General features: G+C 66.7%; 10 protein-coding genes. 7 read left to right on the top strand and 3 right to left on the bottom strand.

Annotation, left to right across the window (positions count from 1 at the left end; genetic code table 11):
* The first annotated feature begins 21 nt into the window (after window positions 1–21).
* The 5 genes from S58_RS34650 to S58_RS34670 all read left to right on the top strand — a co-directional run bounded on the left by S58_RS34650 (window position 22) and on the right by S58_RS34670 (window position 7,477).
* Complete coding sequence (locus S58_RS34650) at window positions 22–1,278, top strand: aspartate kinase (RefSeq protein ID WP_015670108.1); 1,257 nt, start codon at window positions 22–24, stop codon at window positions 1,276–1,278.
* Between the two features lie 302 nt (window positions 1,279–1,580).
* A complete protein-coding gene (gene ptsP / locus S58_RS34655; RefSeq protein WP_042340428.1) occupies window positions 1,581–3,848 on the top strand; it encodes a phosphoenolpyruvate--protein phosphotransferase in 2,268 nt (755 codons plus the stop codon).
* A gap of 66 nt (window positions 3,849–3,914) precedes the next feature.
* On the top strand, window positions 3,915–5,000 hold the full coding sequence (gene prfA, locus S58_RS34660; protein WP_015670110.1) for a peptide chain release factor 1: 1,086 nt from the start codon (window positions 3,915–3,917) through the stop codon (window positions 4,998–5,000).
* Window positions 5,001–5,193: 193 nt separating this feature from the next.
* Window positions 5,194–6,081, top strand: coding sequence for a peptide chain release factor N(5)-glutamine methyltransferase (gene prmC / locus S58_RS34665; RefSeq protein ID WP_015670111.1), 888 nt, complete (start codon window positions 5,194–5,196; stop codon window positions 6,079–6,081).
* Window positions 6,082–6,628: 547 nt separating this feature from the next.
* Window positions 6,629–7,477: a DUF4167 domain-containing protein gene (locus tag S58_RS34670; protein WP_015670112.1), complete on the top strand. Its 849-nt coding sequence runs from the start codon at window positions 6,629–6,631 to the stop codon at window positions 7,475–7,477.
* Between the two features lie 83 nt (window positions 7,478–7,560).
* Here the strand turns inward: S58_RS34670 and S58_RS34675 are convergent, their stop codons facing one another.
* Entirely contained in the window at window positions 7,561–8,343 is a 783-nt protein-coding gene (locus S58_RS34675) for a class I SAM-dependent methyltransferase (protein ID WP_015670113.1), read from the bottom strand.
* Window positions 8,344–8,542: 199 nt separating this feature from the next.
* On the opposite strand from S58_RS34675, the gene gloB reads away from it, so the two are divergent.
* Together gloB and S58_RS34685 are read left to right on the top strand one after the other, a co-directional pair.
* Window positions 8,543–9,310 carry a hydroxyacylglutathione hydrolase gene (gene gloB, locus S58_RS34680; RefSeq protein WP_015670114.1) on the top strand — a complete coding sequence of 256 codons (768 nt, stop codon included), beginning with the start codon at window positions 8,543–8,545 and terminating at the stop codon, window positions 9,308–9,310.
* Window positions 9,311–9,324: 14 nt separating this feature from the next.
* Entirely contained in the window at window positions 9,325–9,759 is a 435-nt protein-coding gene (locus S58_RS34685; RefSeq protein ID WP_015670115.1) for a cupin domain-containing protein, read from the top strand.
* A 1-nt stretch (window position 9,760) separates the two neighbouring features.
* On the opposite strand, the gene S58_RS34690 is transcribed toward S58_RS34685, so the two are convergent.
* Window positions 9,761–11,773 carry a putative bifunctional diguanylate cyclase/phosphodiesterase gene (locus S58_RS34690; RefSeq protein WP_015670116.1) on the bottom strand — a complete coding sequence of 671 codons (2,013 nt, stop codon included), beginning with the start codon at window positions 11,771–11,773 and terminating at the stop codon, window positions 9,761–9,763.
* A 207-nt stretch (window positions 11,774–11,980) separates the two neighbouring features.
* The gene (yddG, locus tag S58_RS34695) at window positions 11,981–12,853 is read right to left on the bottom strand and encodes an aromatic amino acid exporter YddG (protein WP_015670117.1); all 873 of its coding nucleotides are present in this window, start codon (window positions 12,851–12,853) and stop codon (window positions 11,981–11,983) included.
* Window positions 12,854–12,908 lie beyond the last annotated feature (55 nt).

Consider the following 12,908-nt stretch of genomic DNA (forward strand, 5'->3'; position numbering starts at 1 on the left):
GATGGGAATGAGCGCGTCGTCATGGGTCGCCTCGTGCTGAAATTCGGCGGCACATCCGTCGCCAACATCGACCGCATCCGCAACGTCGCGCGCCACGTCAAGCGCGAGGTCGATGCCGGCCACGAGGTCGCCGTGGTGGTCTCGGCGATGTCCGGCAAGACCAACGAGCTGGTCGCCTGGTGTACCGAAGCGTCGCCCATGCACGATGCGCGCGAATATGACGCCGTGGTGGCGTCGGGCGAGCAGGTCACGTCTGGCCTGCTGGCGATCGTGCTGCAGAGCATGGGCATCCAGGCGCGGTCCTGGCAGGGCTGGCAGATCCCGATTCGGACCAGCGACGCGCATGCCTCGGCGCGCATCGTCGGCATCGACGGCTCGGAGCTGATCCAGCGCTTCCAGGAGCGCAAGGAAGTGGCGGTCATCGCCGGCTTCCAGGGCATCAACCCCGAAACCAATCGGATCACCACGCTCGGCCGCGGCGGCTCGGACACCTCGGCGGTTGCGATCGCCGCCGCCATCAAGGCCGACCGATGCGACATCTACACCGACGTCGACGGCGTCTACACCACCGACCCCCGCGTGGTGCCGAAGGCCAAGCGGCTCGACAAGATCGCCTTCGAGGACATGCTGGAATTGGCGTCCCAGGGCGCCAAGGTGCTGCAGGTCCGCTCGGTGGAACTGGGCATGGTGCACAACATGCCGATCTTCGTCCGCTCCTCATTCGACAAGCCCGAGGATATCGACCCGCACGCCAACCAGCCGCCGGGGACGCTGATCTGCAGCGAGGAACAAATCATGGAAAATCACGTCGTGACCGGCATCGCCTTCTCCAAGGACGAGGCCCAGATCTCGGTGCGCCAGATCGAGGACAAGCCGGGGATCGCCGCGTCGATCTTCGGACCGCTGGCCGATGCCAACATCAATGTCGACATGATCGTCCAGAACGTCTCGGAAGACGGCAAGACCACCGATCTGACCTTCACGGTGCCGGCCTCCGACTACAACCGGGCACGCGAGACGATCACGGCGGCCAAGGACAAGATCGGCTACCAGCGCCTGGATACCGCGACCGACGTCTCCAAAGTGTCGGTGATCGGCTCGGGCATGCGAAGCCACGCCGGCGTGGCCGCCAAGGGTTTTGCGGCGCTGGCCGCCCGCAACATCAACATCCGCGCGATCACGACCTCCGAAATCAAGTTCTCGGTGCTGATCGATGCCGCCTATACCGAATTGGCGGTTCGTACGCTGCATACGCTCTACGGATTGGACCAGGCCTAGAAAATCAGCCTCCGCGACCACACCTGTCCCGTTATGCGACAGCGGGACCGGGGCAGAGGTCTTTCGAAAGCCGTTGACGCCTCCAGTGCTGGCAGGCGTTTTGCTTGGCAAAACAAGCCCCAATTCGCTATACGCCTCCAAGGATGGCTGCCGCGAACTGTGCTCCAGTGATAGTTGTCCTGATTCGGGCCAGCACCCTGAGCGTGCGATAGTGCCGAATCAAGAAAGCTGTTCGATGCCGCGAGTTTAGCGCCAGATCCGGCCGAGTGCCGGGCTGGCCCCAGGAAGGGGGATTGTGCCACATGCGAAGCACGTCGGGAGGCCCCCGCGTCCTGCTCAGACGGCTTCGCGAGACCATGGCGGAGCAGGTCTCGGCACAGGAGCGGCTCGACAAGATCGTGGTGCTGATCGCGGCCAACATGGTCGCGGAAGTCTGCTCGGTCTACGTGCTGCGCGTCGACAACACGCTGGAACTCTATGCCACCGAAGGTCTGAACCGCGACGCCGTGCACATGACGGTGCTGAGCGCGCATGAAGGCCTGGTCGGCCTGGTCGCCAGCGAGGCGACACCGCTCAATTTGAGCGACGCACAGAGCCACCCTGCCTTCTCATATCGCCCGGAGACGGGCGAGGAGATCTACCACTCCTTCCTCGGCGTGCCGATCCTGCGCGCCGGCAACACGCTCGGCGTGCTGGTGGTGCAGAACCGCGCCAAGCGCACCTATGTCGAGGAAGAGGTCGAGGCGCTGCAGACCACGGCGATGGTGCTCGCCGAGATGATCGCCTCCGGCGAGCTGGCCGCGCTGGCGCAGCCCGGCGCGGAGCCTGCGGTCAGGCACTCGGTTCACAAGACCGGCGCGGTGCTGTCCGACGGCATCGCGCTCGGCCATGTCGTGCTCCACGAGCCGCGCGTCGTCGTCAACAACTACATTGCCGAGGACCTGCCGAAGGAGATCAAGCGGCTCGATGCGGCGCTGGTCAAGCTGCGCGCCGACCTCGACCGGATGCTGGAGCGTGGCGACGTCGCTGATGGCGGTGAGCATCGCGAGGTGCTCGAAGCCTATCGCATGTTCGCCAACGACCAGGGCTGGTCGCACAAGCTGCACGAGGCGGTGGCGACCGGCCTCACTGCAGAGGCCGCCGTCGAACGCGTGCAGTCCGACACCCGCGCCCGCATGCTGCGCTCGACCGATCCCTATCTGCGCGAGCGGCTGCACGACCTCGAGGATCTCGGCTACCGCCTGCTGCGCCAGCTGGTCGGCCAGGATCATGCGCCGAGCCGCGACCACCTGCCCGACAACGCCATCCTGATCGCCCGCGCGATGGGCCCCGCGGCCCTGCTCGACTATGACCGCAAGCGGCTGCGCGGCCTCGTGCTCGAGGAAGGCACCGCGAACTCGCATGTCGCGATCGTGGCGCGCGCGCTCGGCATCCCCGCCGTCGGCGAGGTGCCGAACGCGCCAGGCATTGCCGATCCCGGCGACGCCATCATCGTCGACGGCACCTCCGGCTCGATCTATGTGCGGCCGTCGGCCGAGATCGAATCCGCCTATGCCGAGCGGGTCCGCTTCCGCGCCCGCCGCCAGGCGCAATACAGCGAGCTGCGCAACAAGCCCTGCAAGACCAAGGACGGCCAGCCGATCGAGCTGATGATCAATGCCGGCCTCGTCATCGACCTGCCGCATATCGAGGACACCGGCAGCGCCGGCATAGGCCTGTTTCGCACCGAGCTGCAGTTCATGGTCTCGGCCAGCCTGCCGCGCTCCAGCGACCAGCTCGCGCTCTATCGCACGGTTCTCGACGCCGCCGGCAACCGGCCGGTCACCTTCCGCACGCTCGACATCGGCGGCGACAAGGCGCTGCCCTACATGGAGACCGTGATCGAGGAAAACCCGGCACTGGGGTGGCGCGCGATCCGCCTCGGCCTCGATCGACCGGGCCTGTTGCGCGGCCAGATCCGGGCGCTGCTGCGCGCCGGCGGCGGCCGCTCGCTGCGCATCATGTTCCCGATGATCTCGGAGGTCGCCGAGTTCGACACCGCCAAGGCGATCGTCGAGCGCGAGTTGACGTATTTGCGCCAGCACGGCCATACGCTGCCGGAGCGCGTCGACGTCGGCACGATGCTGGAGGTTCCAGCGCTGTTGTACCAGCTCGACGAGCTGCTCTCGAAGGTCGACTTCATCTCGGTCGGATCGAACGACCTGTTCCAGTTCCTGTTCGCGGTCGACCGCGGCAATGCCAAGGTGTCGGAGCGGTTCGATACGCTGTCGGCGCCGATCCTGAGGGCGCTGCAGGAGATCGTGCGCAAGGCGAAGGCCGCCAAGAAGTCGGTGTCGCTGTGCGGCGAGATGGCCTCCAAGCCGATCGGCGCGCTGGCGCTGATCGCGCTCGGCTACCGCTCGCTGTCGCTGTCGGCCACCGCGCACGGCCCGGTGAAGGCCATGATCCTCGAGCTCGACGCCGCCAAGGCCGAGACGAAGATGGCCGAATGGCTGGCCGCGCCGGCCGGCAGTTTCTCGATGCGGCAGAAGCTGACCCAGTTCGCCGAGACCGAAGGCCTCGCGCTGTAGCGGGCCTTCGCGCCTGCTCCGACCGAGCCCATCATCCCCTGATATTGCACGTCCTGAGATCGCATCATGTCGTCGCTTCCCGAAGCCAAACTGGATGTTCTGCTGGCGCATCATGCCTCGCTCGAGGCGGAGCTGCTCGGCCAGGTCAATTCCGAGCGCTACGTGCAGATCACCCGCGAGCTGGCCGAGCTCAATCCGCTGATCGAGGCCGTGAAGGCGTATCGTTCGGGAGTGAAGGAGCTCGCCGACACCGAGGCGTTGATCGCCGACGCGGCCAGCGATGCCGAGATGCGCGGCATGGCCGAGGCGGAGCGCGACGAGCTGATCGCGCGGCGCGGCGAGCTGGAGCAGAAGATCCGGGTCGCGCTGCTGCCCAAGGATGCGATGGACGACCGCAACGTCGTGCTCGAAATCCGCGCCGGCACCGGCGGCGACGAGGCCTCGCTGTTCGCCGGCGACCTGTTCCGGATGTATGAGCGCTTCGCGGCCCTGCAGGGCTGGAAGGTCGAGGTGATCTCGGCCTCCGAAGGCACCGTCGGCGGCTACAAGGAAATCATCGCGGAGGTGCAGGGCCGCGGCGCCTTCGCCAAGCTGAAATTCGAATCCGGCGTGCACCGGGTGCAGCGCGTGCCCGACACCGAGACGCAGGGGCGTATCCACACCTCGGCGGCCACGGTTGCCGTGCTGCCCGAGGTCGAGGACGTCGACGTCGACATCAAGCAGGACGACCTGCGCATCGAAACCATGCGCGCGCAAGGCGCCGGCGGCCAGCACGTCAACAAGACGGAATCGGCGATCCGCATCACCCACATCCCGACCGGCATCGTGGTGATGATGCAGGACAGCCGCTCGCAGCATAAGAACCGCGCGTCGGCGATGAACATCCTGCGCTCCCGCATCTACGACGCCGAGCAGCAGAAGGTCGACGCCGCGCGCTCCGCCGAGCGCAAGGAGAAGGTCGGCTCCGGTGATCGCTCCGAGCGCATCCGCACCTACAATTTCCCGCAGGGGCGGGTCACCGACCATCGCATCAACCTGACGCTCTACAAGCTACCCCAGGTGATCGCGGGCGAAGCGCTGGGCGAAATGATCGACGCGCTGACGACCGAGCACCAGGCCGCGCAGCTCGCGGCGCAAGGCGCCGCGGCGTGATGAGCGCGCACGCATTGCGAGAGGCGATGCGATCCCGGCGCGGCACTCTCGGTGTCATCCCTACGAACGCCGGGACCCATAACCACAGGCATCAGCGGTTTGCACGGACGGCCACTCCGACCGCCCGCCCCGCGACGGCACGGCGTATGGATCCTCGCGTTCGCGGGGATGACCCGCGGAGGGAGTCTGCGCGATGACCGGCCTCGTCGCCGGCGTCACCATCGATGCGGCGCGGCGCACGCTGGCCGCGCGGTTCTCCGCTGCGGGTCTCGACTCCCCTGACCTCGATGGAAGGCTGCTGGTCGGCCATGCGCTGCAGCTCGATTTGACCGGCCTCGTCACACAAGGTAGCCGCCTGCTTTCCCCTGCAGAAGCGCAGCATCTGGAAACGTTGGCATCGCGCCGGCTCGCCGGCGAGCCGGTCGCCCGCATCCTCGGCGCCAGGGAGTTCTGGGGCCTGCCGCTGCAGCTCTCGGCGGATACGCTGGTGCCGCGGCCGGACACCGAGACCGTGGTCGAGCTGGCGCTGGAGCATCTGTCCGCCGCTGGCGACCTGAAGCGTCGTTTACGCATCGCCGATCTCGGCACCGGTTCCGGCGCCATTCTGCTGGCGCTGTTGTCCGAGCTGCCGCAGGCCCATGGCATCGGCACGGACATCAGCATCGCCGCGTTGCGGACAGCCCGTGACAATGCGCGTGCCCTCGGGCTTGGCGCGCGCGCAGGCTTCGTCGCCTGCTCCTACGCGTCGGCGCTGGCGGCACCGTTCGACCTGATCGTGTCGAATCCGCCCTACATCCCGTCATCCGAGATCGGCGATCTCGCCATCGACGTGCGCGACCATGACCCGCTCCGCGCGCTGGATGGCGGCCGTGACGGCCTCGACGCCTATCGCGCGCTGATCCCCCAGGCCGCAAACCTGCTTCAGCCCGGCGGCGCGGTCATCGTGGAGGTGGGGCTCGGCCAGAGCGGCGACGTCGTAACGCTGATGACCGAGGCGGGGCTGGTGACCGAATCGTGGGCGATCCGGGCCGACCTGGCCGGAATTCCGCGGGCCGTCGGCGCCCTAAAAAAGCTCCGGTAAAGGCCGGCCGATCCAGAAAAAGCTCTTGGAATATCCCCCGGGAGCGACTACGTTCCAGCCATAGCATCGGCGCAGGCCCCGTCGAGCGGTATTCACGGAACACCGCCGCGGACAGATGCCAGAGAGCCGCGCCGGGCGATTGGTTCCAGAACGCAGATCTGTTGAGCGCGATAGCCGGATGGCTGCGCAGCCCGCGACTGCAAAGCGAACGAAAGCCTGACTTTGCACTTGAGGTCTTACGCTAAGCAAACAGGGTCGGTCGTGGCGCACGTCGCCGTGACGGGCTGAATGACGTGGTTCGCCGGCCGAAAGGGCTGGTGGGTGGGGAACGCGTTTTGAACGCGCTTTTGTCGAGCGAATCGGCTGTCGATCACATCTGTCGATCACATCGGCATGGGTCGGACCGGCATGTCGCAATTGGCATGGTCGGGTTGGACCATCTGGCCTGCGGGCGAGGCGCCCGGGCCGCGAGACGGTATTTCAATACGGTATCGGTATTCCCTAGACAATCAGTGCTCCTAACGCAGGGTTGGAATAAAGGCAGGACATGAGAAACGGTCAGAACAACAAGCGGATGCGCAACCGGAATAGCGGTAACAACAACAATAATAACCGGCGCGGCCAGAACCCGTTGACCAGGGTGTTCGAGTCCAACGGGCCGGATATCAAGATTCGCGGAACTGCCTCCCATGTGGCCGAAAAATATGTCCAGCTTGCCCGCGACGCCCGCTCCTCCGGCGACCCCGTTGCCGCCGAGAACTACTACCAGCATGCCGAGCACTATTTCCGCCTGATTGCCGCCGCCCAGGAGCAGTTCCGCCAGAACCAGCCGCAGCAGCCGCGCAATACCGACGACTTGACCGTCGACGACCTCGACGATGATGGCGAGAGCTTCTCGCATTTCGGCCAGGAGCCGGGCTTCGTTCCTGCCCAGCAACAGCCTCAGCCCTTCGTGCGCGAGGGCGGCCAGCGCGAGCGCGGCGACAACCAGCCATATCAGCGCGATCAGCAGCAGCCGCGCGAAGCGCGAGAGCAACGTGAGCCTCGCGAGCATCGGGAGCCGCGCGAACACCGCGAACCTCGTGAGCAGCGCGAACCTCGCGAGCAGCGTGAACCACGCGAGCACCGCGAGCGGGAGCCGCGCGAGCACCGCGAGCGTCCGCAACCCGCCCAGTACCAGCCGCAGCCGCAACCCCAGCCTGTCATCGCCGACAGCGGGGTCGACCGTCTGCCGTCATTCATCACCGGACCCCAGCCGCAGATCGCCAACGCGCCCGCCGCTTTCGAGGGCGCGGCCGAGCGTTATCCGCGCCGCCGCCGGCGTCCGCACGGTCCGCGTCCGGAAGCAGCCGCTGCTGCTCCGGCGCCGAGCGAGGACTTCAATCCCGGCGAGTAACCGTCACGATCTGTTTCGATGAAGCGGGTGGGCCAGGAGCCCGCCCGTTTTTTTTGCGTGGTCTGCGCGGCAAAGGACGGATATCACCGGTCGTGCAGTCCCGAGCCGGCAGTCTCGCGATTGGACCCTTGGGGATTTGAGCCATGGGTCGACGGCGCAGGCGCCAGCACCGGCTCGAGCCGTGGAATCAGCCGGATGCGCTCACGGCGTGCGGGGATCACGCGGTAGACCTGCTTGGTCGCCTCGACGAGGTGAACTCCGGCGAACGGCAGCGACAGCGCCGCACCCACGCGCTCCCACGCCATCGCCGATTTCAGGAACCAGCCGCCGACGGGCGGCATGAACAGCGCTTCGCCCCAGGCGGTCGGCGTGAACCAGGTCTGCCGCAGCAGCTGCGTGATCTGCGAGCGCGAATACGGGCGGCCATGGCCGAACGGGGTGTTGTCGGTCCGCGTCCAAACGCCGCGCCGGTTCGGAATCACGATGATCATGCGGCCGGCCGGCGCCAGCACCCGCCACATTTCGCGCAGCAGGCCGGCCGGGTCATCGGACATTTCCAGCGCATGCACGATCAGGATGCGGTCGACCGCAGCATCCGGCAGCGGCAGCGAGAACTCGTCCACCAGCGAGGCGAGCGTCGGCCTTGCGGTCGGCCATTTCAGCACGCCCTGAGCGGCCGGCATGAAGGCGATGCAGCGCTCCGAATCCTCGCGGAACAGGCCGAGATAGGGCGTCGGATAACCAACGCCGAGCACACGCTGCCCGGCCGCGCTCGGCCACCGCGCGCGGATGCCGCGGTTGATCAGGAGCCGCGCGACGATCCCGAGGCGTCCCGAATAGAAATTCCGCAGATCGATCACGTCCATGGCGTCAATGTACCATGCGGGCACGGCCGGCCGCGCGCCGAATATTGCGTTGCGCCTCCAGCGTTAACGCCATATCTCTGCCCGGACGAGATGCAGGAGACGGCCCGCAACGCCGCGCCCCCGGGCTCCCGTCTCGCACGACCTCTGACATCGCGAGCGCCACGATCGTGGCTCGCCCGGTCCCGCCGACGGAGACATCATGGCCGCCGACATCCGCGTCTTCACCTGCCTGTCCGACAATTTCGGCTATCTGATCCACGACCCGGCGACCGGCGCCACCGCCTCGATCGACGCGCCCGAAGCCGGCCCGATCGCCCGCCAGCTCGACGCTGCCGGCTGGACCCTCACCGACATCCTGATCACCCACCATCACCACGATCATGTCGGCGGCGTCGCCGAGCTGAAGCAGCGCTATGGCTGCCGCGTGGTGGCCCCGTACGACAAGGCGACGGCGATCGCCAATGTCGATCTGCGCGTCGCCCATGGCGACGTCGTGAAGATCGGCGAGCTGCTCGCGCGCGTGCTGGAGACGCCCGGTCATACGCTCGACCACATCTCCTACGTGTTCGATGCCGACAAGGCCGTGTTCGCAGCAGACACGCTGTTCTCGATCGGCTGCGGCCGCGTGTTCGAGGGCACCTATCCGATGATGTGGGATTCGCTCCTGAAGCTGCGCGCGCTGCCGGACGATTTCAGGCTCTATTGCGGCCACGAATACACCGCCTCCAACGTCAAGTTCGCGCTCACGGTGGATCCGGACAATGAGGCGCTGAAGGCCCGCGCCGACGAGGTGACGCGGCTCCGGTCCGCCAACCAGCCGACCATTCCGACATTGCTCGGCGCCGAGAAGATGGCCAACGTCTTCCTGCGCGCCGATGATCCGGCCGTCGCGGCCCGGCTGCGCATGAAGGGCGCGAACGCCGAGGACGTGTTCGGCGAGCTGCGCGAACGCAAGAACAAATCGTAACGCCGGTCGCGACCATGACCACGCTCTCCGCTGCCGACATCATCGCGCGTCTCGGTTTGCAGCCGCATCCGGAGGGCGGACATTTTCGCGAGACCTTTCGCGACCCGGCCGTCGACGCTGGCGGCCGCGCCGCCTCGACCTTGATCTATTTCCTGCTCGCCCGCGGCGAACGCTCGCACTGGCACAGGGTCGACGCGGTCGAGACCTGGCACTTCTATGCGGGGGCACCGCTGACCCTGCGAATTGCCGGCGCCGGCGAGAGGCCGCAAACGACGATGCTCGGCATCGATCTCGTGGCCGGCCAGCAGCCTCAGGCGGTGGTCCCCGCGCATGCCTGGCAAGCCGCAGAGAGCACCGGCGACTGGACCCTGGTCGGCTGCACGGTGGCGCCGGGATTCATGTTCGAGGGATTCGAGCTCGCGTCCCCAGGCTGGGAGCCGCAGGTCTGATTCAGGCGCTGGCGCCGGCGACCTTGACGGCGGCCGGCTCCGCGAAGCGCTGACGCTCCTTGGCAAGGAAGCCGGATACCGCATCGGCGGGCATCGGCTCGGCGAAGTAATAGCCCTGAATGTAATCGGCGCCCAGACGTCGCAGGCTGTCCAGCTGCTCCTTGGTCTCGACGCCTTCGACGACGCAGGAAATCTCCATGTCGGCGCACAGCCCGGTCAGCGACTTGATGATCTTGTGGCTGATCGGGTTGGCGTTGACGTCATGGACGAAGCTGCGGTCGACCTTGAGCTTGTCGAGCGGCAGCCGATGGACGTGGCTGAGCGACGAATAGCCGGTGCCGAAATCGTCGAGCGAGATGCCGCAGCCGATCGCCTTCAGCGCCGCGATCGATTGCTCGGCGCGGGCAAAATCGAACGTGACGGCGGTCTCCGTGATCTCGAACTCGATGCGGCGCGGCGGGACGCCGCTGGCCTGGATGACGGAGATCAGCGGCAGAATACCCTCGGGCGAGCAGATGTCGTGCGCCGAGAGATTGAACGATACGCGGATGTCGTCGGGCCACGTCCGTGCCGTCGCCAGCGCCTTCACCAGCAGGACGCGGGTGAGGCTGCGGATGACGCCGATCCGCTCGGCGGCAGGGATGAAGCTTGCCGGCGACACCGTGCCCAGCTTCGGGCTGTGCCAGCGTGCGAGGACTTCAAAACCGGTGGTACGCGCGTTCATGGCGTCCATGATCGGCTGGAACACCAGGCCCATCTCGGCCTCGAAATCGGCGGTACGCAGCAGATGCTCGATCACGCTGCGGCTGCGGATCTCCGCCTCGAGCTCGGTCGAGAAGATGATCGCCTGGCCGCGGGCGCGGCGCTTGGCATGGTAGAGCGCGTAGTCGGCGCATTCATAGAGCGCATCCGCGGCCGTGGCCGAGCGCGGATAAAGCGCAAAGCCGGTCGAGCACGACAGGCCGGTATGCGTCGTCTCGAACTGATAGGGCAGCTTGATGAGGTCGGTGATCTGCCGCCCGAGCGCTAAGAGATCGTCGTCGGTCGGATTGCCGGTCACGACCAGGCCGAACTCGTCACCGCCGAGCCGGGCGAGATGGACCTGGGACCCGCGGCTCTCGCAGACATCGCGGATCCGTCGTGCGGCCTCCATCAGCACCCGGTCGCCGACCGTGTGTCCATAGGTGTCGTTGATCGGCTTGAATCCGTCGAGATCGATGATGCCGACCGCGAGCCGCGTGCCGTCGCGCCCGGCTTCGGTGAATGCATGCGTGAGCTCGGAAAAGAACCGGCGCCGATTGGGAAGGTCGGTGAGCGAATCCAGATTGGCGAGCCGGAAGTTCTCATCCGACAGGGCCTGGGTCGCGGCCTGCTCGGCGAGCAGCGATTTGCGGCTGGCAACGAGTGCCGCAAAATCGCGATAGTAGATGAACAGCACCGTAACCATGGCGCCGGACACCAGCAGCTGATTGACCGCAATCGCGCGCAGCGCCGGGACGCCCGTGGACAGGAAGAAGATGACGTAGGGAACGATCACGACGAGTGTCACGATCAGCGCGGCCGAGCGCAGATGCATCAGGCAGAAGATGATGCCGATGACCGTGACCGCCATGTAGAACGCGACCTGCCCCTTGGCGAACGGATCACCATAGGGAAACAGGGAAAAAGACCAGATGACGAACAGCACTCCGATCGGTGCGGCGATCCGGTTGGTGACACGCAGATTGCGCAGGACCTCCTCGCCGCTGGGGGCGACGTCGCGCTGACGCAGCCACCACAGCATGCGAAAGCCGGTGATCGCCGAGAGCAGCGCCGGCACTGCCATCGTCAGCCATGTCGGCGCCAGCGGCAGGAACGTGTAGGCGAGGGCGAGGCTGTTGGTGATCAGGATGAAATAGAGCAGCGGCACCTGCTTGGAGAAGGCCTGGAACTGCGCGCGCGTCAGCTCCGGATTCTCCGCGGGAACGCGAAACAGCTCTCCCGCGCGGGCCATGTAACGTCTCACGTCCGGCATTCGCCGCCCCGTTGTCTGCACCATTTCCCGAGAACTCTCGCGCAGCCCGGGTAAAGGGCGGGTTAGGTGCAGATTGCTCGCAATCGTAATTGGCGGTTGCGAGCTACCGGCCGGCAAGTCCGCTCCGCGCCCGGTTAAGTGCGCATCAAGGATAATTGGCGGATTCGCGCTGCGTCGCCCGAACGGACGCGCGAAGAGACAACGCGATCAGCGCCGGCGCAAAAGGAACATGTCCTTGGCTGCGACCAGACCGCCGCCTGCGATCAGCAGCGCCGCGAGCGCGATGGCGGCACTCGGCCGGGCGTAGCCGGCGACGATCAGGAAGGCGGTCGACAACAGCGGCGTCGCATAGGACGCGGCGCCGAGCACGCGAATGTCGCCGCGCTTCATGCCGATGTCCCACGCATAGAACGCCGCGCCGACGGGGCCGATGCCGAGGCCGATCACGGCCAGCCATTGAGCCGCACTCTCGGGCCAAACTGTATGCTCGATCGCAACATGGGCCAGAGCCGCAAGAGCTGATGTGGCCATGCAGAAGCCGGCCACGGCATCGGTGGGAACCGCCTTGAGGCGACGCGACAGCACCGAATAGATCGCCCACACGAACGCTGCGACGAAGGCAGCGCCAAGCCCCGGCAACTGGCTCGTGGCGAAGCTCGCGCCGTTGCCGACCAACAGCAGCGCGGTGCCGACGAGGCCGAGCGCGGCGCCGATCACGTGGTGAGCCGCGAGCCGCTCTCCGGGCAGAAAGGCCGAGAACAACACGATCAGCAGCGGCCACAGATAGTTCAACAGTCCGGCTTCGGCGGGAGGCGCAAAGCGCAGCGCCAGGAAGTACAGCGCGTGATAGCCGAACAGCCCGCCGACGCCAACGGCCCAGACCTTCAGCGGCTGCCGCAGCACCTGCAGCCCGTCCGGTCGACGCAACAGACTGAGCAATCCGACGACGCCGCCGATCGCGAAGGTCATCGCCGCAAGCTGGAAGGCCGGGATCGTGCCGGTCGCCACCGTCAGCAAAGCGAGCAGCGACCACATCAGGATCGCGGTCAAACCGATCAGGGTCGCAGTGCGCTGGGACATCGGGCGGCAGGCTCCGTCACAGCCGGCGCAACCCGGCCATCCACGCCTGTGCCCG

This window comes from Bradyrhizobium oligotrophicum S58 (assembly GCF_000344805.1).
GTDB classification, from domain to species: Bacteria; Pseudomonadota; Alphaproteobacteria; order Rhizobiales; family Xanthobacteraceae; genus Bradyrhizobium; species Bradyrhizobium oligotrophicum.